The sequence below is a fragment of the Streptomyces sp. NPDC027189 genome (genome assembly GCF_055566975.1).
On the sequence record NZ_JBVHRI010000006.1, the window covers coordinates 311892 to 334351 of the forward strand.

The 22460-nt window shown below is 69.7% G+C and carries 17 protein-coding genes and 3 pseudogenes; 10 read left to right on the forward strand and 10 right to left on the reverse strand.

What is annotated here, in order from left to right; translation table 11 throughout:
• Positions 1-218: 218 nt before the first annotated feature.
• Entirely contained in the window at positions 219-2438 is a 2220-nt protein-coding gene (locus ACZ4RZ_RS17525) for an NADP-dependent isocitrate dehydrogenase (RefSeq protein ID WP_467745478.1), read from the reverse strand.
• Positions 2439-2717: 279 nt separating this feature from the next.
• On the opposite strand from ACZ4RZ_RS17525, the gene ACZ4RZ_RS17530 reads away from it, so the two are divergent.
• A complete protein-coding gene (locus ACZ4RZ_RS17530) occupies positions 2718-4268 on the forward strand; it encodes a M1 family metallopeptidase (RefSeq protein WP_467745480.1) in 1551 nt (516 codons plus the stop codon).
• 42 nt (positions 4269-4310) lie between these two features.
• Here ACZ4RZ_RS17530 and ACZ4RZ_RS17535 read toward each other — a convergent pair whose 3' ends face one another.
• Positions 4311-5396: a mechanosensitive ion channel family protein gene (locus ACZ4RZ_RS17535; protein WP_467745481.1), complete on the reverse strand. Its 1086-nt coding sequence runs from the start codon at positions 5394-5396 to the stop codon at positions 4311-4313.
• Between the two features lie 239 nt (positions 5397-5635).
• Between ACZ4RZ_RS17535 and ACZ4RZ_RS17540 the strand changes: the two are divergent.
• Together ACZ4RZ_RS17540 and ACZ4RZ_RS17545 are read left to right on the forward strand one after the other, a co-directional pair.
• Positions 5636-6199, forward strand: a pseudogene (locus ACZ4RZ_RS17540) (FGGY family carbohydrate kinase); the annotation flags it as partial.
• 62 nt (positions 6200-6261) lie between these two features.
• Complete coding sequence (locus ACZ4RZ_RS17545; RefSeq protein ID WP_467745483.1) at positions 6262-6441, forward strand: hypothetical protein; 180 nt, start codon at positions 6262-6264, stop codon at positions 6439-6441.
• Here ACZ4RZ_RS17545 and ACZ4RZ_RS17550 read toward each other — a convergent pair.
• Together ACZ4RZ_RS17550 and ACZ4RZ_RS17555 are read right to left on the reverse strand one after the other, a co-directional pair.
• Positions 6428-7192 carry a crotonase/enoyl-CoA hydratase family protein gene (locus ACZ4RZ_RS17550; protein WP_467745485.1) on the reverse strand — a complete coding sequence of 255 codons (765 nt, stop codon included), beginning with the start codon at positions 7190-7192 and terminating at the stop codon, positions 6428-6430. The genes ACZ4RZ_RS17545 and ACZ4RZ_RS17550 overlap by 14 nt on opposite strands.
• A 254-nt stretch (positions 7193-7446) precedes the next feature.
• Complete coding sequence (locus ACZ4RZ_RS17555; RefSeq protein ID WP_467745486.1) at positions 7447-8421, reverse strand: lysylphosphatidylglycerol synthase transmembrane domain-containing protein; 975 nt, start codon at positions 8419-8421, stop codon at positions 7447-7449.
• Between the two features lie 135 nt (positions 8422-8556).
• On the opposite strand from ACZ4RZ_RS17555, the gene ACZ4RZ_RS17560 reads away from it, so the two are divergent.
• Together ACZ4RZ_RS17560 and ACZ4RZ_RS17565 are read left to right on the forward strand one after the other, a co-directional pair.
• Positions 8557-10485 (forward strand): ABC transporter ATP-binding protein, encoded by a 1929-nt coding sequence (locus ACZ4RZ_RS17560; RefSeq protein ID WP_467745488.1) that lies wholly within the window; start codon positions 8557-8559, stop codon positions 10483-10485.
• A 689-nt stretch (positions 10486-11174) separates the two neighbouring features.
• Positions 11175-11870 carry a type 1 glutamine amidotransferase domain-containing protein gene (locus tag ACZ4RZ_RS17565; protein WP_180292776.1) on the forward strand — a complete coding sequence of 232 codons (696 nt, stop codon included), beginning with the start codon at positions 11175-11177 and terminating at the stop codon, positions 11868-11870.
• Positions 11871-12195: 325 nt separating this feature from the next.
• Here the strand turns inward: ACZ4RZ_RS17565 and ACZ4RZ_RS17570 are convergent, their stop codons facing one another.
• Positions 12196-12780, reverse strand: a complete 585-nt coding sequence (locus tag ACZ4RZ_RS17570) for a VOC family protein (protein ID WP_467745797.1) — start codon at positions 12778-12780, stop codon at positions 12196-12198.
• Positions 12781-12839: 59 nt separating this feature from the next.
• On the opposite strand from ACZ4RZ_RS17570, the pseudogene ACZ4RZ_RS17575 reads away from it, so the two are divergent.
• The 4 genes and pseudogenes from ACZ4RZ_RS17575 (at position 12840) to ACZ4RZ_RS17590 (ending at position 15315) form a co-directional block, all read left to right on the forward strand.
• Positions 12840-13429: pseudogene (locus ACZ4RZ_RS17575) on the forward strand (TetR/AcrR family transcriptional regulator).
• 525 nt (positions 13430-13954) lie between these two features.
• The gene (locus ACZ4RZ_RS17580; protein WP_467745490.1) at positions 13955-14668 is read left to right on the forward strand and encodes an SDR family NAD(P)-dependent oxidoreductase; all 714 of its coding nucleotides are present in this window, start codon (positions 13955-13957) and stop codon (positions 14666-14668) included.
• A 72-nt stretch (positions 14669-14740) separates the two neighbouring features.
• Positions 14741-14872, forward strand: a pseudogene (locus tag ACZ4RZ_RS17585) (PAS domain S-box protein); the annotation flags it as partial.
• A 170-nt stretch (positions 14873-15042) separates the two neighbouring features.
• Entirely contained in the window at positions 15043-15315 is a 273-nt protein-coding gene (locus ACZ4RZ_RS17590; RefSeq protein WP_467745492.1) for a PAS domain-containing protein, read from the forward strand.
• Between the two features lie 87 nt (positions 15316-15402).
• Here ACZ4RZ_RS17590 and ACZ4RZ_RS17595 read toward each other — a convergent pair whose 3' ends face one another.
• The 4 genes from ACZ4RZ_RS17595 to ACZ4RZ_RS17610 form a co-directional block, all read right to left on the reverse strand.
• Entirely contained in the window at positions 15403-15852 is a 450-nt protein-coding gene (locus ACZ4RZ_RS17595) for a DUF6884 domain-containing protein (RefSeq protein WP_467745494.1), read from the reverse strand.
• A gap of 166 nt (positions 15853-16018) precedes the next feature.
• Entirely contained in the window at positions 16019-17590 is a 1572-nt protein-coding gene (locus ACZ4RZ_RS17600; protein WP_467745496.1) for an MFS transporter, read from the reverse strand.
• Positions 17591-17836: 246 nt separating this feature from the next.
• Complete coding sequence (locus ACZ4RZ_RS17605; RefSeq protein WP_467745497.1) at positions 17837-18565, reverse strand: DNA-3-methyladenine glycosylase; 729 nt, start codon at positions 18563-18565, stop codon at positions 17837-17839.
• Positions 18566-19098: 533 nt separating this feature from the next.
• The gene (locus tag ACZ4RZ_RS17610; RefSeq protein ID WP_467745499.1) at positions 19099-20178 is read right to left on the reverse strand and encodes a TDT family transporter; all 1080 of its coding nucleotides are present in this window, start codon (positions 20176-20178) and stop codon (positions 19099-19101) included.
• Between the two features lie 544 nt (positions 20179-20722).
• Between ACZ4RZ_RS17610 and ACZ4RZ_RS17615 the strand changes: the two genes are divergently transcribed.
• On the forward strand, positions 20723-21727 hold the full coding sequence (locus ACZ4RZ_RS17615; RefSeq protein WP_199843266.1) for a DJ-1/PfpI family protein: 1005 nt from the start codon (positions 20723-20725) through the stop codon (positions 21725-21727).
• 72 nt (positions 21728-21799) lie between these two features.
• On the opposite strand, the gene ACZ4RZ_RS17620 is transcribed toward ACZ4RZ_RS17615, so the two are convergent.
• A complete protein-coding gene (locus ACZ4RZ_RS17620; protein ID WP_467745501.1) occupies positions 21800-22204 on the reverse strand; it encodes a nuclear transport factor 2 family protein in 405 nt (134 codons plus the stop codon).
• Positions 22205-22460 lie beyond the last annotated feature (256 nt).

Genomic DNA, 22460 nt, shown 5'->3' on the forward strand with positions numbered 1-22460 from the left:
TCTGCAACCGACCGTGCAAGAAGGTCGGTTCGTACGAGCGCAGGGCTTGCGTCGGACTCCGGGCCCGCATGCCGGACGGGTGTGACTCCCGTGTCATGCGGCGCACACGGTTGGAGACATGAGGCCGACCGAGTACCCGTCATACGCAACCGCCCCGACCGGAGGATCCGGCCGGGGCGGCACCGTCACGGACCGGGGTCCGCGGGGTGGTGCGTATGTCAGGCGAGGGTCGCCAGCGCCTGGTTCCAGGTCGTCGACGGGCGCATGACCGCCGCGGCCTTGGCCGGGTCGGGCTGGTAGTAGCCGCCGATGTCGGCCGGGGAGCCCTGGACGGCGATGAGCTCGCCGACGATCGTCTGCTCCTGCGCGGCGAGCGTCTCGGCGAGCGGAGCGAACGTCTTGGCGAGGTCCGCGTCGTCGCTCTGCCCCGCCAGCTCCTGCGCCCAGTACAGGGACAGGTAGAAGTGGCTGCCGCGGTTGTCGATGCCGCCGACGCGGCGTGTCGGCGACTTGTCCTCGTTGAGGAAGGTCGCCGTCGCGCGGTCGAGGGTGTCGGCGAGGACCTGGGCGCGCGCGTTGCCCGTGGTCGTCGCGAGGTGCTCGAAGCTGGACGCCAGCGCGAGGAACTCGCCCAGGCTGTCCCAGCGCAGGTAGTTCTCCTTGACCAGCTGCTGCACGTGCTTCGGCGCGGAGCCGCCGGCGCCCGTCTCGAAGAGGCCGCCGCCCGCCATCAGCGGGACGACCGACAGCATCTTGGCGCTGGTCCCCAGCTCCAGGATCGGGAACAGGTCGGTCAGGTAGTCGCGCAGCACGTTGCCGGTGACGGAGATGGTGTTCTCGCCGCGGCGGATGCGCTCCACGGAGAGCTTGGTCGCCTCGACCGGGGACAGGATGCGGATGTCCAGGCCCTCGGTGTCGTGCTCCGGCAGGTACTGCTTGACCTTCTCGATGAGGACGGCGTCGTGCGCGCGGTCCTCGTCCAGCCAGAACACGGCCGGGTCGCCGGTCGCGCGGGCGCGGCTGACGGCCAGCTTCACCCAGTCCTTGATCGGGGCGTCCTTGGTCTGACAGGCGCGGAAGATGTCGCCGGCGGAGACGACCTGCTCCAGGACGACATTGCCGGCCTCGTCGACGAGGCGGACCGTACCGGTGGTCGGGATCTCGAAGGTCTTGTCGTGGCTGCCGTACTCCTCGGCCTTCTGCGCCATCAGACCGACGTTCGGGACCGAGCCCATCGTCGCCGGGTCGAAGGCGCCGTTGGCGCGGCAGTCGTCGATGGCGACCTGGTAGACACCGGAGTAGCTGCTGTCCGGCAGGACGGCGAGGGTGTCGGCCTCCTGGCCGTCCGGGCCCCACATGTGGCCGGAGGTGCGGATCATCGCCGGCATGGAGGCGTCGACGATGACGTCGGACGGGACGTGCAGGTTGGTGATGCCCTTGTCGGAGTCGACCATGGCCAGCTCCGGGCCCTCGGCCAGCTCGGCGTCGAAGGACGCCTTGATCTCGGCGCCCTCGGGCAGCGCCTCCAGGCCCTTGAAGATGCCGCCGAGACCGTCGTTCGGGGTCAGACCGGCACCGGCGAGCACCTCGCCGTACTTCGCGAACGTCTTCGGGAAGAAGGCGCGCACGACGTGGCCGAAGATGATCGGGTCGGAGACCTTCATCATCGTGGCCTTGAGGTGCACCGAGAACAGCACGCCCTCGGCCTTGGCGCGGGCGATCTGCGCCGTGAGGAACTCGCGCAGCGGCGCGACGTGCATGACGGACGCGTCCACGACCTCGCCCGCGAGGACGGGTACGGACTCGCGCAGCACGGTGGTGGAACCGTCGTCGCCGGTCAGCTCGATACGGAGCGAGCCCGCCTCGGCGATCACCGCGGACTTCTCGGTGGAGCGGAAGTCGTCGACGCCCATGGTGGCGACGTTCGTCTTCGACTCGGACGACCACTTGCCCATGCGGTGCGGGTGGGTCTTGGCGTAGTTCTTGACCGACGCGGGGGCGCGGCGGTCGGAGTTGCCCTCACGCAGCACCGGGTTCACGGCGGAGCCCTTGACCTTGTCGTACCGGGCGCGGATGTCGCGCTCCTCGTCCGACTTCGGCTCGTCCGGGTAGTCCGGAAGCGCGTAGCCCTGCCCCTGCAGCTCGGTGATCGCGGCCTTCAGCTGCGGGACCGAGGCCGAGACGTTCGGCAGCTTGATGATGTTCGCCTCGGGCGTCTTCGCCAGCTCTCCGAGCTCGTGAAGGGCGTCCGCGATGCGCTGGCCCTCCTGGAGGAACTCGGGGAAGAGGGCGATGATGCGCCCGGCCAGCGAGATGTCACGGGTCTCCACAGTGACACCCGCCTGCGAGGCGTACGCCTGGACCACCGGCAGGAACGAATAGGTCGCCAGGGCCGGGGCCTCGTCAGTGTGCGTGTAAATGATGGTCGAGTCAGTCACCGGGTGCTCCGCTCCACGTCTGCAACATTGCTCGACATCAAGATATCTCGTGAGCGACCCCGACTCGACAGGGGTCCGCGCCGGGTCGAGCGGGCGGCACCCTCAGGCCGCGGCCGATCAGGGCGGCCGAGGCGCCAGTGAAAAGCGGAAGCCCATGTGAAAGCGGGAAGTGGTGCGCCGCGGGCAACCGCACCGCTCGCTCTTGCGTACCTCAAGTAGATCACCCACCCGATCCGACGGCAGGGCCGCCGGCCCCGGCCGTCCGAACGAAAGCGAACCATGAGATATCGCACCAGAGTGACGGCCCCCGCGGCCGCCTTGATCGGCACGGCCGCCGCGCTCGCCGCGGCACCCGCGGCGTATGCGCAGACCCGGGCCTTACGAGGCGAGGGCGCCCCGGGCGCGGAGACCCTCGGAGACCCCGTCTTCCCCGCCCTCGGCAACGACGGCTACCGGGTGGCCGCCTACCACCTCGATTTCTCGTACGACGCGACGACCCGCCTGGTCGACGCCACCGCGACCCTGACGCTGTGCGCGACCCAGGACCTCTCCCGCTTCTCGCTCGACGCACTCGGCCTGGACATCCGAGCCGTGCGTGTCGGCGGACGCCCGGCCACCTTCGACCAGGTGGACGAAAAGCTGCGCGTCACGCCCGACCGCATCCTGCCCGACCGGGCCCGGGTCACGGTCTGCGTCGACTACGCCGCCGACCCGAGCAAGGCGCTCGCCCACACCGCATGGGTCCCCACCCCCGACGGATTCGCGGTGTGCCCGCAGCCGAACTCCGCACACACCGTCTTCCCGTGCAACGACCATCCCACGGACAAGGCGGCCTTCAGCTTCCGCATCACCGTCCCCAACGGCCTGCGCGGTGTCGCGAGCGGCACCCTGGTCCGCACGGAGAGCCGGGACGGCGACCGGACCGCGTACACCTACCGTTCCCGATTCCCGATAGCCACCGAGTTGGTGCAGATAACAGTCGGCGACTACACGGTCAAGGAACGTCAGGGGCCGAACGGACTGGGGCTGCGCGACGTCGTCCCCAGCGCGCGGGCCGGCGCCCTCGAACCCGCGCTCGCCCTGACCCCCGGGCTGCTGGAGTGGCTGGAGCAGCGGCTCGGCGCCTTCCCCTTCGAGACGTACGGCCTGCTGCCGTGCAACTCCGACGCCCCGAACGCCTTCGACTTCACGGGCCTGGAGACGCAGACCCTGACGCTCTACAAGCCGAACTTCCTGCTCCAGGAGGAGAAGAAGATCGGCTCGCACATGATGCACGAGCTGGTCCACTCCTGGTTCGGCAACAGCGTCAGCCCCGGCACCTGGGCCGACCTGTGGCTGAACGAGGGTCACGCGGACTTCTACGGACTGCTCTACCGCTACGAGCGGGGCTGGGCCGACTCGCTCGGCCTCACCAGCATGGAAGCCCGCATGAAGGACACCTACGCCAAGGGCGACCTGTGGCGGCAGTCCTCCGGCCCGGTCGCCGCGCCGAACGCCGCCAACCTCTTCGACAGCCAGAGGTACCTGGGCGGCGTCCTGGTCCTTTACGCGCTGCGCGAGGTGGTCGGCGAGGACGTCTTCAACCTCATCGAGCGCACCTTCCTGGAGCGCCACCGCAACTCCGCGGCGACCACCGAGGACTACATCGCGGTCGCCTCCGAGATCTCCGGCCAGGACCAGTCCGGCTTCCTGAAGGACTGGCTGTACGGCACGAAGACACCGCGCATGCCGAACCACCCCGACTGGACGGTCACCCCGGTGACCCCGGGCCTGGTAACGCCCCGCCACCGCGAGCCCGGCCACTACCCCGACTCGACCGCCACCCTCTGACGATATGGAGCAGGGAGCCGGGCGGACTCGCTTCGCCCGGCTCTACGCCCGTGTCGTGGCGTCGCGCTGTTGGGGGATGCCCGACTCCAGGAGCTCCGCTCCACCCGGCTGCAGGGCCACCGTCCGCGCAGGTGACGGAATCCGGATGCCCTCCTCCCGGTAGCGCTTGTGCAGGCGCTTGATGAACTCGTGCTTGATCCGGTACTGGTCGCTGAACTCGCCCACGCCGAGGATCACGGTGAAACCGATACGGGAGTCCCCGAAGGTGTGGAAGCGGATGGCGGGCTCGTGGTCCGGGAGGGCGCCGGTGATGTCGTGCATCACTTCCGCGATGACCTCGGTCGTCACCCGCTCGACGTGCTCCAGGTCGCTGTCGTAGGCGACGCCCACCTGGACCAGGATGGTCAGCTCCTGCTCCGGGCGGTTGTAGTTGGTCATGTTCGTCCCTGCCAGCTGGCCGTTGGGGATGATGACCAGGTTGTTGGAGAGCTGACGGACGGTCGTCTGGCGCCAGTTGATGTCGACGACGTAGCCCTCCTCGCCGCTGCTCAGCCGGATGTAGTCGCCGGGCTGGACGGTCTTCGAGGCGAGGATGTGGATGCCCGCGAAGAGGTTGGCGAGGGTGTCCTGGAGGGCGAGCGCGACGGCGAGACCGCCGACGCCCAGGGCGGTGAGCAGCGGGGCTATGGAGATGCCCAGCGTCTGCAGTACCACCAGGCCGCCGATCGCCAGGACCACGACCCGGGTGATGTTGACGAAGATCGTGGCAGAGCCGGCGACCCCGGAGCGGGACTGGGTGACCGTCCGCACCAGGCCGGCGACCAGCCGGGCCGCCGTCACCGTCACGACGAGGATGAGCAGTACGGTCAGGCTCTGGTTGACGTGGCGTTGGACCGTCTTTGTGAGGGGCAGCGCCGCTCCCGCGGTAGCCGCGCCGCCCACGATCGCCGCCCACGGCACCACGGTCCGTAGGGCGTCCACGATGACGTCGTCGCCGCTCCAACGGGTGCGGTCCGCGTGCTTGCCCAGCCAGCGCAGCAGTATGCGCAGCAGGAACGCCGCCAGAAGGCCGGCGGCGACGGCGATTCCGGCGACCATCAGGTCGTCCAGGGTGAGGGAGCGCTTCACTGGTGACCTCCCATCTGACCGGTGAGAAGGCCCGTGGGCCGAAAGTGCTGTGTCGTCACTTGCCACCTGCTCGAATCCGGGAATGCGCGATCACGCCCGGACGGGTGTTCGCAGTCCGGGGCGACCGCTCATCCTGCCGCATACGGCTGCCCGCCCGTCACCAGGCCTGCGGAGACCTGCCATTGACGGCCGGGCACGCCCTGAAGCAGGCTGGCACGCGGTGATCACAGGGGAGGGCCATGACGGGTTCGGTGCTGGCGATCGACCAGGGGACGTCCGGCACCAAGGCCCTGGTGATCTGTCCCGAGCGGGGCGTGATCGGTGCCGCCCACGCTCCCGTACGCCCCCGCCATCTGCCGGGCGGACTGGTCGAGGTCGATCCGGTCGAGTTGTACGAGTCCGTCGTCGCCGCCGGGCGCCGGGCGCTCGCGGAGGCGGCGGAGCCCGTCGCGGCCGTCGGGCTCGCCAACCAGGGTGAGACGGTTCTCGCCTGGGACCGGTCGACGGGCGAGCCGCTGACCGACGCGCTCGTGTGGCAGGACCGGCGGGCGGAGAGCGTGTGTGCCGAACTCGCCCCGCATGCCGAGGAGTTGCGGCATCTGACCGGCCTGCCCCTGGACCCCTACTTCGCCGCACCCAAGATGGCCTGGATACGCCGGCACCTCACCCGCGACGGAGTCGTCACCAACTCCGACGCCTGGCTCGTGCACCGGCTCACCGGCGCGTATGTCACCGACGCCGCCACGGCAGGGCGCACTCAACTCCTCGACCTGGAACTGGTGGAGTGGTCGCCCCGCGCGCTCCTCGGCCTTTGCGCCGGGTCGCCCCGAAGCGGCTCGCGCCCGCGATGACGTACGGCCCATTCGTGCTCCGCACAGCGGAGTTCCTCGCCCGGCCGGTGCTGACCGTCACGCAGGACGACCGGGTCCTGCACCGACAACGCCTCCTCACCACTGCCGTACCGAATCGACCCGTGTGCCTCGACGGACGCTGGGCCGGTTCCATCGATCCGGCCGCAGGTCCCGTCCGCGTCACAGCTCGCTGAACGAACCGTGCCGACCGGCACCCGACGCGAAGCGGGCGGCGCCTTCCAGGCTCTCGGCCAGCACGTCCATGCCGTACCGGAGTTCGGTGCGCATGGCCACCTTCTCGACCAGGCCCTCCTGGTCGAGGACGGAGGCACGGTCGCTGCGCAGACAGGACTGGGGGAACTCGGCGATCTCGGCGGCCAGGCGCTCCGCCTCCGCGCGGGCGCGGCCGACGGGGACGAGGCGGTTGGCGAGCCCCATCTCGTACGCCTCGGGAGCGGGGACCGGGCGGCCGGTGAGGATCATGTCCATCGCACGGCTGGTGCCGATGAGACGGGGGAGCCGGACCGTGCCGCCGTCGATGAGCGGCACACCCCAGCGGCGACAGAAGACCCCGAAGACGGCGTCCTCTTCGGCGACCCGCAGATCGCACCAGAGGGCCAGTTCCAGGCCGCCGGCCACGGCGTGCCCCGCGACCGCCGCGATGACCGGCTTGGTCAGGCGCAGCCGGGTGGGGCCCATCGGTCCGTCGCCGCCCTCGGTGACCTGGTTGCCGCGTTCGGTGCCGATCGCCTTGAGGTCCGCGCCCGCGCAGAACGTGCCGCCCTCGCCCCACAGCACCGCGACCCGCGCGGCATCGTCCGCCTCGAACTCCCTGAAGGCGTCGGCGAGTTCGGCGGCCGTCGGCCCGTCCACCGCGTTACGGGCCTCGGGGCGGGAGAGGACGACCGTGGTGACGTAACCCTGGCGTTCGATCCGGACCGGCATCGTGCTGTCCCTTCTCCGACGGTGTACGCCGAGGTTACCCCTCGGTATCGCAGCCGCCGGTGGCATGGACGGTCCACGCCGGGAACGGGTCGTCGGACACCGCCATCGAGGAGATGCCTCGTCGCTGAGCGTGCAGCAGATGCGGCCGTGCAGCCGTTGGTCGTCTCCACCAGGCGCTCCTCGGTACGGGAGAGGGCGCCCCGGGATGCGACAGCCGGGGTCGCCCGGGGTGGGCCGCGCATCCGGAGTCGGCCTCAGATGACCTTCCAGCGGACCAGCGCCCCGAGCGTCAGGGCCCCCGGCAGCAGCGGCACCCACACCGTGATGATCCGGTACGCCAGCACCACCCCCGTCGCCACGGCCACCGGACCGCCCGCCGCGACCAGTGCGACGACCAGCGCGGCCTCCACCGAACCGATCCCGCCCGGCGTCGGCACCAGCGCGACCGCGACCGTCGCTGCCAGGTACGCGACCATCATGTGGGCGGGCGACACCGGCAGCCCCAGCGCCTGCCCCACCGCGGCCAGTCCGGCCGCCTGGAGCAGAGGGAAGGCGAGCGATCCGCCCCACAGGGCGAGGGCCCGGGTCGGCCGGGTGTGCACCGAGCGCGCCTCGCCGAGCGCGGTGGAGAGGAAGGAGAAGACGGCCGCACGCAGCCGTCGTACAAGGAGAAGAACCGTCACCGCCGCGACCAGCGCCACGCCGAGGCCGAGCAGGAGAGGGCCGATCGCCCCGTCCGGCAGGAGCGTGCCGATCCGCAGTGCCCCCGGGAACGCGATCAGCAGGCCGAACAGCAGACCCACCCGCGTGATCGATTCCGCCAGCAGGTACAGCGCGAGCGCGGCCGACGAGCGGGAGAGCGGCACGCCGCACACGGTCATGAACCGCAGATTGACCGCGCCGGCGCCCAGTCCCGTGGGCAGCAGATGGTTGGCGGCGCCTGCCGCGAACTGGGTGGCGAGCAGCCGATGCGGGGGCAGCCGCTCCATGACCGCGCCCTGTCGGGTGAAGGCCGCCGCGACCCAGGTCAGACAGGTCGCGCCGGCCGCAACCAGCAGCCAGGGCCACTCCGCCGATCTCAGATGGCCGAAGCCCTCGATGAGCACGGACCGGTGGCGCACCGCGACCACGAGGACCAGAGCGAGCGGGAGCAGGCACAGGACCGGCCGGACGGCAGACCGGAGAGGCAGGCGTCGGGGGAGTCCCTGGGGGAGGCGTACCGCTGTCACATCGGGAGAGGCTTTCCACACCGCACCAACGTGGGGTTGCGGGCGTGGAGACGGCGGCTGACACGCCGGGTAAGGGGAGGGAGGTGTCGCCGGACGGTTGACCCCAACTTTGCTTGAGGTCCTAGTGTCTCCTTCATGAGCATGGAGACCACAGCCTGGACACAGCTGCACAGCGTCATGACCGCGCAGCAGGAGCGCCGACCCTTCGCCCGCGCGACCCTGCGCCGCATCGCCGCCTTCGCCCGCCCGCACCGCCGCCGCATCGGGCAGTTCGTGGTGCTCAGCGTGGTGACCGCGCTGCTGGCCGTCGCGACGCCGGTGCTCGCGGGGCGCGTCGTGGACGCGATCGTGTCCGGCGGCGACGAGAGCACCGTCATCCGCCTTGCCGTGCTCATCGCCGTCATCGCGCTCGCCGAGGCGGCGCTCGGGATACTCGGCCGCTGGCTTTCGTCGACGCTCGGCGAGGGACTCATCCTCGATCTGCGGACGGCTGTGTTCGATCATGTGCAGCGCATGCCGGTCGCGTTCTTCACACGTACACGTACGGGCGCGCTCGTCAGCCGACTCAACAACGACGTCATCGGCGCCCAACGCGCCTTCAGCAACACGCTGTCCGGAGTCGTCAGCAACGTGGTGACGCTGCTGCTCACCCTCGCCGTGATGCTCACCCTGTCCTGGCAGATCACGCTGCTCGCGCTGGTGCTGCTGCCGGTGTTCGTGATCCCCGCCCGGCGGATGGGCAGCCGGATGGCCAAGCTCCAGCGGGAGGCGGCCAACCTCAACGCCTCGATGGGCACCCGGATGACCGAGCGCTTCTCGGCACCCGGCGCCACCTTGGTGAAGCTCTTCGGGCGGCCCGAGGACGAGTCCGCCGAGTTCGCGGAGCGCGCTCGGCGGGTGCGGGACATCGGTGTCCGCACCGCGATGGCGCAGTCGGCGTTTATCACGGCCCTGACGCTGGTGTCGGCCCTGGCGCTCGCCCTCGTGTACGGGCTCGGTGGCTGGTTCGCGCTGCGCGGCACCCTGGAGCCGGGCGCCGTCGTCTCACTGGCCCTGCTGCTGACCCGCCTGTACGCGCCGCTCACGTCGCTCGCCGGGGCGCGAGTCGAGGTCATGAGCGCCCTCGTGAGCTTCGAGCGCGTCTTCGAGGTGCTGGACCTGAAGCCGCTCATCGAGGAGAAACCGGACGCGAGGAAGGTGCCGGAGGGACCGGCGGCCGTGGAGTTCGAGGATGTCCGCTTCGCCTACCCCTCCGCCGACAAGGTCTCCCTGGCCTCCCTGGAGGAGGTTGCCGCCCTGGACACCCGTGGTGGCTCGGAAGTCCTGCGCGGTGTCTCCTTCCGCGCCGAACCCGGCCAGACCGTCGCGCTCGTCGGCTCCTCCGGTGCCGGCAAGTCGACCATCGCGCAGCTGCTGCCGCGGCTGTACGACACCGACGAGGGCGCCGTACGCATCGGCGGTGTCGACGTCCGTGAACTGAGCGCCGATTCGATGCGCGAGACCCTCGGCATGGTCACCCAGGACGGGCACCTGTTCCACGACTCGGTACGGGCGAACCTGCTCCTTGCCCGTCCGTCCGCGACCGAGGACGAGCTGTGGGACGTACTGCGCCGCGCCCGCCTCGAAGACCTCGTACGCTCCCTGCCCGACGGCCTCGACACCGTGGTCGGCGAGCGCGGCTACCGGCTCTCCGGCGGTGAGCGCCAGCGCATGACCATCGCCCGGCTGCTGCTCGCCCGTCAGCGCGTCGTCATCCTCGACGAGGCCACCGCCCACCTCGACAACACCTCGGAGGCGGCCGTCCAGGAGGCGCTCACCGAAGCGCTGGAGGGCCGCACGGCCGTGGTGATCGCGCACCGCCTGTCGACCGTGCGGGCCGCCGACGTGATCCTCGTCGTCGAGGCGGGGCTGATCGTGGAGCGGGGTACGCACGAGGAACTGCTGGCGGCCGACGGGCGGTACGCGGAGCTCCACCGGACGCAGTTCAGCAAGCCCGGGACGGGCGACGCGGTACCCGCCGCCGAGGTGACGGACATCGCCACGGCGGGCGAGGCGGTGGCTTGACGGACATCGCCGCCGCGGGCGAGGACCTGGCTTGACCGAGGCCGCGGCTGCCGCAAGGGGCCTGCTGTGCCGCCCGGCGCCCGCTCGGAAGGCTTGGTGCATGGCTCGACAGCTCGCTCGTGGGATGGGGTCGTTCTTCAAGGAGTGCGGTTGCTCCAGGCCGACGCGTTGCCCGCACCCGTACACGAACGGGTGGGCGGCCGCGGCCGGCTCCCCAAGCATGCATCGCCTCTGGGGCGCGGCAGACGGCGCGTCGAGGCGGGCGGGATCCGGTCGTGCCTGGCTGCGCTCATCGTATTGAGGGCTGTCAGGATCCGTCTGGAAGGTGTGCGGGCCGGTCAGCCGGGCATCGGTGAAGTCCCGGTCTGGTCTGCCGCGGGCTCGGGTTCTGCTTCCCGATTCCCAAATGTGCCGAAGGGCATGGACTTTGGAGCGCTCGACTCCACGGCCGATTTCGGAGGTCATGGGTGTACTCGGGATGCCGGTTCTTCGAATTCGGGCCGAATAATCCAGAGTTGAGGCCAACCCGCCTGGTGGTTCTCGGAGACACGCTGCTCGGAGTTCGGGCTGGGGTGCTGGAGATGGGCCGTGGAGAAGCTGTTCGCATGCGTCTGGACATGTGCTCGCCTAGGCTGGGAAACAGTCGAATTCCGCAACGGGCCGGCCGGGGGGTGAGGAGGTGGAGTGTGATGGCGAAAGTCCTCTTCATAGTGAGTGGGGCGACGTACTGGGTTCTCAAGGACGGCACCAGATATGCGACCGGCTATTGGGCTGAGGAGTTCGCTGTGCCGTACAAGAAGATCACGGAAGCCGGTCATGAGGTCGTGGTGGCGACACCCGGCGGCGTGACCCCGACCGTCGACATGATGAGCTTGCGTCCGTCGATGGCGGGTGGTGAGGAGGGGGCCCTCGAACTGGAGGCCATCATCCGCTCTGCGGAGGTGATGCGGCGGCCCCTGAAGCTGTCGGACGTCCGTCTTGAGGACTACGACGCGGTGTACCTGCCTGGCGGCCACGGCCCGATGTCGGACTTGGCGTTCGACGCCGACGTCGGCCGGCTGCTGACGGCGCAACTCGCCTCGGGCAGGCCACTCGCGATCGTGTGCCATGCCCCCTCTGCGATCCTCGCCACCAGGATCCACGGTGAGTCGCCGTTCAAGGGGTACAGGGTCACGTGTTTCACCGATGAGGAGGAGGAAGGTGTCGGGCTCGCCTCCAGGGCACCGTGGCTGCTGGAGACGGAGTTGAAGGAAAAGGTCGGCGTCGACTTCAGCCGTGGTCCGATCTGGGAGCCGTACATGGTGGAGGACCGCAACCTCATCACCGGCCAGAACCCTCATTCGGCTGCGGTTCTGGCAGATCGGCTGCTTGAGCTCCTCAAGTGAGTGCGCCGTGCTCTCGCTGACTGGCGTGGCCTGCTCAGTGCCTCGGCTTGGCGGCCCACAACTCCCAGGCGATGCCGTCCGGGTCGGCCGCGGAGATACGGCGTCCCGTATAGGCGAATGTGGAACCCCGAGGTCGTCCAGGCGTCGAGCCCAGCTGTCCAGCGCGGGTCGGTCGGGAACGGCGAGGGAGAAATGGTCGAGCCCGATGCGGGACGGGTCGAACTGTCGCCGCTGCGTCGCACCGGCTCGTGGACGGCCAGGACGAGCCCGCTGTCGGCGTGACGCATGATCTGCCGGGGATGCCCCACGTCGACCGGCCCGGGACTCACCCCGCCGACGGCTCGAATCCGAGCGCGCGCCGGTACCAGTCGGTGCTGGCGGTCATGTCCCGTACCACGATGGCGATGTGGGTGATCCCGGTGAAGGTGCTCATGGTGCGTTTGCCGTCCTCTCTTGTCGTCGGCCACCGGTCATCGGGCGGTCGGAGCAGGTCGGTGGAGCAGCGCGGCTCGGACGAACCGGCGCGAGCGGGGCGAACGGGTGTGGGGCTCGCTCGTGCGAGCAGCGCCGTCAACTCGGCCACGGGGTGCGTGTCGAGTTCCTCGACGAGGCTGACGATGTCCTGTCGTAGTGCCTGGTCCGCGTAGGGCTCACTGAGCCAGTGGAACTTCTCGACCTCCCGCCGCCAGGACAGGGGCCGGGTGCGGGCGCCCTCGAAGTCGGACTGTTCGCGGGACAGTCGAGCACCACTGCGCAGATCGACGTGCACCCGCACCGGAGTGGTGTCGGGATAGCCGGCGGTCAGCACGTCATCGGCACGGACCTCGACCCGTGCCAGCAGGTCCTGCACGTCCTCGCTGCGGATGCGGTCCTCCCTCAGCTGCTGCGGTCCCACCTCGCCGTCGATCAGCGCGGCAGCGGTGAGGTACTTGAGGTTGTAGTCCGCCTGCTCCTGATGCGAGGGAGGAGATCCTCACCGCCGCGCAGTCGCTCATCGAGCTGCGTGGCTACTCGGCGCTGGGCGTCGCCGAGATCTGCAAGGCCGCCGGTGTGCCCAAGGGCAGCTTCTACTACTTCTTCGAGTTGAAGGAGGCCCTTGCCCTGGCCGTCCTCGACGAGCACTGGGAGGTCCAGTGGGTGACTGGGCCCGAGTTCTGCAGGATGGCGCGGAACCGTTGTCGCGGCTGCGCCGACTGTTCGAGGAGACCGAGGCCGGCCTGCGCGCGGGTCAGCAGAGCTGCGGGACGGTCTCCGGCTGCATGTTCGGCAACCTCACCCTGGAGCTGAGCAACCAGACCGAGCCCATCCGCGAAGGCCTGCAGCAGATCTTCGACGCTCAGGTGGAGATGGTCGAGAAGGTCATCATCGAAGCCCGAGAGGGCGGAGAGGTCACCGTCGGCGACACCCGACAGGCCGCCCGGTCGATCGTTGCCCAGCGCGAGGGTCAGGTGCTGTTCGCCAAGCTCTACAACGACACCCGGCACCTCAAGGCCCTGTGGGAGGACTGCCTCTCGCTGCTTTCCGCGCACCGAACGGACACGGCGGCCGTCAGCTCCTGACCGGTTCTGGCCCCGGGTCGGACATCTCTTCGGCGGTCGGGCGGGTGCCCAGCGCCCTGAGCGCCTTACTCAGGGCGCGCCCGGGAAATCCCTCGCGATGGCCCATCGAGGCCGATCTTCTCGACCACGGCCTTCTCGGCGGCCTCGGCGGCGCCGTGCAGGGGGTATCGTCCCGGATCCGGCCCACGGCGGACGCTCAGGGCCGAGCTGATCGCCGTTGTCCCGGCGCTGATGTCTGCAAGGGCCGGCTCACGGTGTTTCCCCGCACCGGCGGCCTCCCGGGGGCTGTCTGGCATGAGTCATACAGTGCGCCACGTGGAGCGAGATGCTCGTTCCAGGCGCCCTCTCGGCGATTCTCGGACACTATGTCCATGGTGGTGCGTTTTGGGTGCGCTTTCTCCTCAGGAAGGCATGCGCCGCAACGACGCCTCGGAGCTAGGTACCACCTTGGAATTTTCGACCGTTTGCCCGGCGGGTGATTGGTCGACGCCGACGTGGTGGCCGGTCCTGACCGAGAGGAAAGTCATGGGTATTTCCGGCCAGAAGGTCGCTGTTGTCACCGGTGCGTCGCAGGGCATCGGTGCGGGGCTGGTGGACGCCTACAGCAAGCTCGGTTACGCCGTTGTCGCGACCTCCCGTGGCATTGCGGCCTCGGAGGATCCGAACGTTCTCGCCGTTCGGGGTGACATCGCCGACCCTGCCACGGCCGAGCGTGTCATCGCGGCCGGGCTCGAGCGTTTCGGACGTGTCGACACGCTGGTCAACAACGCCGGTGTCTTCGTCGCCAAGCCGTTCACCGAGTACACGCAGGAGGACTACGACGCGGTCACGGGCGTCAATCTGAGCGGGTTCTTCCGTATCACGCAGCTCGCGGTCGAGCAGATGCTCCGCGTGGGTGGCGGGCATGTCGTCCAGATCACCACCAGTCTGGTGGACCACGCCAATTCCGCGGTTCCCTCGGTGCTGGCCTCCCTGACCAAGGGCGGCCTGCAGTCCGCCACCAAGGCCCTGGCCATCGAATACGCCAAACGAGGCGTCCGCAGCAACGCCGTCGCCCTCGGCATCGTCAAGACGCCGATGCACTCGGACGACTCCTACGAGGCGCTTGCCGACCTTCACCCCCTCGGCCGGATGGGCGAGGTCGGTGACATCGTGGATGCGGTCGTCTACCTGGAGAACGCGCCCTTCGTCACCGGAGAGATCCTCCATGTCGACGGCGGCCAGAGCGCCGGCCACTGAACAGGGCGACAGAGGCGCCGGTACTGCCAAAACCGACACTCTTGGGCAAGCTGGGTGGCGGAGGTGGTCGCCGTGGCAAGCGATGCTCCGCTGATGGTCATCGATGGCGGGGGTGTCGTGGTGGAGTGGAGCTGCCACGCGGAGGAACTGCTGGGGCATTCCGCGGGCGAAGTTGTGGGACGGCCCGCAACAAGCCTGGTCAGAGCCCCCCGGCGGCTTCTGGCCACGTTGTGGGACAGGGCCTGGCAGCGTTGTGTCACCGAAGTGGTCGCGCGGTCGCCGCCGATCTGCGGGTGCGGCCATTGCTCCGCAGGGACGGCTCTGTCGCATGGGCCGTGTTCCAGGCCGCGGCGGACGAGGACACGGTGCCCGGCATGGGCACCGCAGTGCTCGAAGCACTCTTCAGGCAGGCACCCATCGCCTTGTGCGTCCTGGATCCGGCGCTTCGGATCGTGGCATGCAACCCAGCCGCGCAAGCGATGTCCCACGAGGACGCGGAGCAGATCGTCGGGCGCCGCCTCAGTGATGTGTACGACTTCCCCGCATCGGACGACGTGCAGAGCGTCTTGAGTGGCGTACTGGAGAGCGGCACGCCGTCATCAGAGCGTGCCAGGAGTCCGTGCCGTGGCGCAGGGCGGCGAGGTTGATCCTCGTGCCGCCTTGGCCCATGTTGGTGCGGCCTGAAGGCCGCTGCCAGGCCGACCCGCCGTGCGGCCGCCGCACGTGGCGTTGTGTCAGATGTAGTCCCGTCCTTCGCGCAATGCTGCAAGCCGGGCCATTTGCTCACCCATGCCGCGTGCTCCGGCCAACGGCGTGTGGATGTGCGGCCAGACTGAGCGCACGAGGCTGATGTGTCGTGCGCCGCCGAGGGCCACCACGGGGTCGAGGCCCAGGATGTCCCCCACGGTTGCCTGCTCCAGAAGGACCTGGCTCGTTACTGCCTCGGCTGCGCCATGGGGCGTGTCGTACGGCTCGATGACGTCGTCGAGGTCGAGGAACCCGTGGCGTGCCGAGAGGATGAGCAGCCGGTCAGGTTGCAGTGCATCGGCCGCCTTGCGGCATGCTCGGTGGTAGGAGCCGACGTAGATGTCTGCCGAGCGTGCGGGCGAGCCCAGTTTGCGGCTGCCACACGGGATGACGACGAGTTGTGGTTTGAAGTAGTCGAGATGGTCGTTTGCGGTCATGCCTGTCGTCCTGCCTGTGCGTGTGATGTGAGCAGTACTGGTCGTGCGCGCCCGGTGCGTCCTGGTGGAGACCCGCCTGCCGGGCGGCCGGGCGGGGGATGGCGATGCGGAGCGGCAGTTCGAGAAGAGTGGGGCCATGAGTACCGCCGCCGCACGAACACGTGGTTCACACTCGGCCTCTTCGAGCGTGGCCCCACTGTGTCCCCTGACACGCGGCGGCAGCGCCATTCCGCCAGGCCCGTCGCGGCCCCGGACTCGCGCTTTGGCCGCTGGCGGCACAGACCACGCGCTGCCTGGCGTCGGTCCTCACCGTCGGAGTCTCGCTCGGCGTCGGGTGGATCCCGACGAAGCCGAGGAACGCGCCGAAGGCCGTAGTGCCGGCGGCGATGGTGAAGCTGAAGCCGTAACCGTGCGCGGCAGCGGTCACCGGGTCGGCGCCCGCACGCTGCAGTACGGCGGCGTGGCCGGTGCCCAGTGAGACCAGGGCAGCCAGACCGATGGCACTGCCGATCTGCATGGACGCATTGTTCATGCTGGTGGCGATGCCCGCGTCCTCACCGGTGGCGCCGTCCACTCCGGCGACAGTGGATCCGACGAGGACGAGGCCGCCTCCCAGCGGCACGAGGATCAGTCCGGGCAGCACGTCGGCCACATAGGTGCCGTGGCTGCTCAGCCCGGCAAGGAGAAGGTAGCCGACCGTGGTGACCGCAAGCCCACCTCCGTTCAGGGCCCGCAGACCGAACCGGGGAAGGATGCGCGGTGCCATCACGGTGGCGCTGAAAAGAATGACCAACCCGAACGGTACAAAGGCGAATCCGGTCGCGAGCGCGGAAAAGTGCAGTATGCGCTGGACATACAGGCTCAGCGAGAAGAAGAGGGTGGCGAAGCCGACGTAGTAGCAGATACGAACGAGGTTGGCGATGCTCCGGTTACGTGAGCGCAGGAATGCGAGGGGCATCAGGGGCTGGGCGACGTGGGCCTCCACCAGCACGAACCCGATCAAGCAGAGCACACCGATTCCGACGCAGCCCAGGACGGAGAACGAGAGCCATGCGTGGCTGTCCTTCTCCAGGAGGCCGAACACGACCAGGAGCAGACCGAGGGTGACCGTCATGGCGCCGAGCACGTCAGGCCGACCGCGCTTGGTGGCCCGGCTTTCGGAGACGAGCTTGAAGGTGGCGAAAAACGCGAAGGCGGCGATGGGCAGATTGACGAAGAATATCCAACGCCAGGAGGCGATGGTGGTCAGGACGCCCGAGAGCACGACTCCCAGGGCCACACCAGCTCCGGCCAGGCCGCTCCAGATGGCCATGGCCCGTGCCCTTTCCTGCCGCTGTGTGAACAGCAGCGTCACCAGGGACAGGGCCGCCGGGCTGACGAGTGCCGCACCGACGCCCTGTACGAAGCGGCTGGCGATCAGTACACCGGCTTGCTGGGCCACTCCGGCGCTCGCCGACGACAGCGCGAAGATCGCCAAGCCGGTCAGGAAGAGGCGTCTGCGGCCGAGCAGATCACCGAGGCGCCCGCCAAGCATCAGCAACCCACCGTAGGTGACGGTGTAGCCGTTGACGACCCATGCCAGGCCCGTGGTCGTGAAGCCGAGATCGCGCTGGATGGGGGGCAGCGCGACGTTGACCACGGTCACATCAAGGAGCAGCATCACCTGCACCAGGCAGATGATCCCGAGCGCGCGCCACCTGCGCGGATCCGGTTCGGGAGTGGGACTGATCGGAGTCATCACTGATCGCTTTCTGTTCGGTCGGGCCGCCGCCGTGTCGCCAGACGCCGTCTTGGGAGGCGCGGGGGCAAGCCGGCCCGGCCTACGGACTTTCCTGAGGTGTTCAACTCGCAGGGGCCGGGTGTGCGTGGCCGCAGATAAGGACAGCGAAGGCGCACGTTCGGTCTTCGCCTGAAACCCCTTCGGGTGCCGCCGCCTCCGAAGAGCGGCCCCGGCACCCGAGGGTGTTCCAGGAGGGCGGAGGGGTCAGCCCTCCGCCCTCATCCGTTGGCGGTGCCCCGGGTGCGCCCGATAGGGGCTGACGCTCAACTCGCCCAGCATCCAGAAGCGCCAGGGGTACGAAGCAGCAGGGCCGCCCACCCCGGTCCGCGGCCCTCGGCCGACCCCCGCGGACGAGACGCCCCCGACGGGCTCGGCGAGGAACAACTCCGCCGCCGCGTCGCATGCTGACTGCCCGTCATGACGCAGATCGGCGATGCCCAGCGCCCGGGCGAGGTTGGCCGGGCCACGCGCCAGGTCGCGCGCCCGCACCCCAGGCCCCCGTCGCTCTTGCGCCGCGTCTGCTCCCTCCACGACGGTGCCGGCCCGGAGCAGCACCGAAGCGGGACGCCGCCCTGGTCCGCAGACGGCGTTCAGGCACCGATGCACCGCGTGCGTCCGGTACACATAGAAGGTCCCCGGGGCCCCGAACTCCGCTCGATTGGTCCGGTTCGGGCCCCGGAACGCGTGCGAGGCCGGATCGTCCGGCCCCTCGTACGCCTCCACCTCGGTGATACGCACCGCCGTCACGCCGCGCTGCGAGCGCGAGACCACCAGAGCACCCAGGAGTTCGGGAGCCACCTCGAGGGCGGGCCGGTCGAAGAAGTGCTCGCGCAAGGCGGGCCGCCCTGCCGATGCCGTCTCCGGCTCATCGAACGCCCGCAACTGCTCGTGATCGGCCCCGGCCGAGCCCGGGACCGCCCAGTTCTCTGTCAAGTCGCTGCCTCCTGTCGAGGTTCCGGGACGCCGGATGCGGCGCCCCACCGTCCCAGCGCTCTCCTTGCGCCGCCCCATGGCCCGAGAAGCTGCCGTAGGGCGCTCGGATAAGGACCTCGGAGCCCGACACCGCTGGCGCAGTCAGATGAGGACGCCCTGTGCGATGAGATCCACCGGTTCGACGAGACCGGCCCGGCCTTACCGGACCTCCAGTCGGCGGGAGGCCGTCCCCGACTGCTCAAGCCCGACGATGTGGACCTCGTACCGGCCGTGAAGCCTTCCCGCGCCTGCTGTTGCGACGCGGCATCACGATCGTGGGCCGTCTGGCACTCTCTCGACCCCGAGGCAGCTCAAGTGGCGGCAGGTGTCACGCGCGGGTCCTGGTGGCGGGGTGTCAGTACCGGGCGCCTAGGGGGCCGGGATGGCGTCGAGGTCGGCCAGGTCGGCTGCGGGCAGCTGGATGTACGGCCTCGACGGCGCCCGGGGCGCTGCCGTAGGCACGGATGCCGGTGCTGAGCGGCGCAGGGGCCCTGTCATCGGCGGGCGCGCTCACGCTGTCGGACAGCATGGCGCAGGGAGTGCCACGCGACTACCGCCCAGGCGGCGACGAGCAGGGCGTACAGGACGACAGCGATCCAGACGAACAGCCGCGAGCCGGTACGTGCGGCGAGCGCGCTGGTGCCGGTGACGCAGGCGCCGAGGGGGAAGATGAAGGACCACCAGGTGGGTGCGAAGGGCAGGCCTCTGCGGATTTCCCGTACGGTCAGCGCCGTGGCCAGCACCAGCCACAGCAGGGCGAAGCCCCAGATCCCGAGCCCACCGAGGAGCGCTGCGACCGCACTCCCGCGCGCGTACGGGGCGGGTAGCGCGCTCGGCGCCGCCGTGGCCAGCGTCCCCAGCGCCGTCACCGCCTGATCCAGCGCCCCCACACCGATCCACACCGTGGGCACCACCGCACCGACGGGCGCGTCATGATGCACCAGGCGGCTGTAGACCATGGCCAGCACAAGCAGGACCGCGATCAGCCCGAGGCCGAGCATCGAGTAGCAGCCCAGGAGCAGAGCCAGCCGCATCTGCCCGGCCGGCGCCCGCGGGACGAGCAGCGCGCCCGTCGCGGCGGAGACCATCGGCGGCACCACCGGCAGCAGCCAGCCGCCGAACGCCGCGTCCGGCGTGAAACGGTGCCGCGTGACCATCAGATACGGAATCGTGCAGGTGGTGGCAAGACCCAGCACCGTACCGGCCGACCACAGCACCCAGTCCGCATCCACCGCCGCACGCTCCCCGATCAGCCGCCGGCCGAGCAGCAGCGTCCCGGCCCCGACGGTGAGCAGCGCCATCGGCGGCGCCCCGAAGAACTGGGCCACTACTGGATCACCGGCATGCGCCCGCAGCGTCCGCTGCCCGGCGTAGCTGCCGCCGAGCACGATCAGCAGCAGCGCGGTCCCCGCCCAGACCACGGTGGCGGCCTCGCCGAGCCCGGGCAAGCTGCGCGGCAGGGTGGCGGCCGCTGCGGCGACGATCCCGCTGCCCATGACGGCCGCGAACCAGCCGGGACCGAGCCGGCCCCGCTCCCTGCCGTTCGCCTCGTCCGGCTGGTCTCGGACATGCACGGACGGTCTCGGGGCCGGGCCGACCTGGGACGGGACCGCTCGGCTGGTACTGGGGTGGGGTGTCACGGCGCGGAGTGTCTTTTCTTCTCGTGTCGGATTCGTCACCGTCCGCGATCAGCGACGGTGACCGGCCGACCGGCCGGACCGCACCCAGCAGCTCACGGGACGCGCCCGAGACCGTAGGCCCGTTGGCGCCCTCGACGCTATGGCGAAGCACCGATCCCCCTGTAGACCAGCACGCGCCATGACGCCCTCAGACCAAGACATCGAGCACCGTCCAGGCCCGTTGCCAAGTGCCGGCCGGATGCCCCGATGTCCTTATCTGAGCGTGTTGTGGCCGCATATGCGGCCATGACGAGACGGCAGTCGACCGCTGAAAGCGGGTGAGGCACCGAAACCCGAGGCCTCGATCCACACAAGGGAACGCGGCATCATGCCTCAGGGACGCGGACGACACTCAGCACGGGCACAGGCGCGGCGGGGCGTCGCCGGGCGGATGATGGTGTCTTCCGCTATGGGGCCCAGTCCGTCCGGGAGGCGCACGATGAAGGACAGGCCGTCAGGCAGGAAGCCGCTCCTGGTGACCGTGCTGGTCTTCCCCGGCGTACGGCTGCTCGACGTGACCGGCCCGATCGAGGTGTTCACGACGGCCAACGAATTCGGCGGCCGTTACCGCGTACGCACGGTCTCGCCGGACGGCGCCGACGTGGTTACCGCAGCCGGCACCGGACTGCGCGTCGACCTGGCTGCCGCGCAGGTGCAGGAGGCCAGCGATGTGGTCGTCATTCCCGGCGGCCCGGAGTGGCCCTCCCTCATCAAGGACGACGCCCTGCTGGACGCCATAGGGGTGCTCGACGCGCGCAGCTGCCGCACAGCGTCCATCTGCACTGGAGCCTTCCTCCTCGCCGCGGCCGGACTGCTCGACGGACGCAAGGCGACGACGCACTGGCGCTTCGCCGACCAGCTCGCTCTGCGCTATCCGCAGGTGACCGTAGAGGCAGACGCCCTGTTCGTGCGCGACGGTCACATCATGACCTCCGCGGGCGTCAGCTCGGGCATCGATCTCTCGCTCGCCCTGGTCGAGGAGCACCTCGGCGCCGATGTCGCCCGCGCTGTGGCCAAGGACATGGTCGTGTTCATGCAGAGGCCGGGCGGCCAGTCGCAGTTCAGTGTCCGTACCCACACCCCGCGCGCGAGACAGGAGATGCTGCGCCGGGTCCTGGACGCGGTCGCCGAGGACCCGTCCGCCCCGCACACCCTTACCGCCATGGCGCGCCGGGCGGGTGTGAGTGCCCGCCACATGACACGCCTGTTCCACGACGAGATGACCACGACCCCGGCCCGCTACGTCGAGCAGGTCCGCATGGAAGCTGCCCAGGCGATGCTGGAAGACAGCGACGACCCCATGGCCACGGTGGCCCGGCGCACCGGCTTCGGGTCACCGGAGTCGCTGCGCCGGGCCTTCACGCGCAACCTCGGCATCACGCCGGGGGCCTACCGGGCTCGCTTCCGTACCACGCACACCGCAGGCGACGGCAAGCGCGCCTGATGCCCTTGAGGTATGCGGCGAGCTCAGGCAATCGACGAACTCCGACAGGCCGGCCGCGCCGGACGAGGCCAATCAGGCTTCCTCGATGGTCCGCCCCGGCATCGGCTCTGCGAGCGCGACCCGCCACGCGGGCGTGCCGAAGGGACCGGCGAAGTACTGTGTCTCGTGCACGACTTGCTGGTCGGCGAATTCCATGACGCTCACCGAGTACGAAGGCGCGCCGTCGTAGGTGATGACGCACTCGCTCACCCATACATTCGCGTGGCCTGTGATGCGCAGGATGGTGAAGTGTCGGTCGGCCGGGTGCCCGCCGCGTTGCGCCGCGATCGTCTCGCGCCCTTGGAAACGTTCGCCCGACTGCGGATAGTCCAGCATCGCGTCCGCAGCGTAGATCGCATGCTCGGCCTCGAAGTCTCCTCGTTCCGAAGCCCGCCAATGCTCCTCGATCGCAGCCCTGATCTGGGACTCCGCATCCATGGCACCGCCCCTTCCGTAGTAGTGACAGCCTAGATATCTCCGACCGCAGCCGCCCGGGCGCCTCCGCGGACCACCTACCGCTGCCGTTCACAGAACCGAGCGAGCCATCCCCCCGAATTGATCTTGATGACGACAACTGTGCCCAAGTGACACCTGTCGCCTCCAGGCACAGCTGGGGCGACCGGTGACTGCTCGCGGGGCAGGCCGAGGTGGAGGAACTCAATCAGCAGGTCGTGCGGCCGCAGTCCGCCCAGGG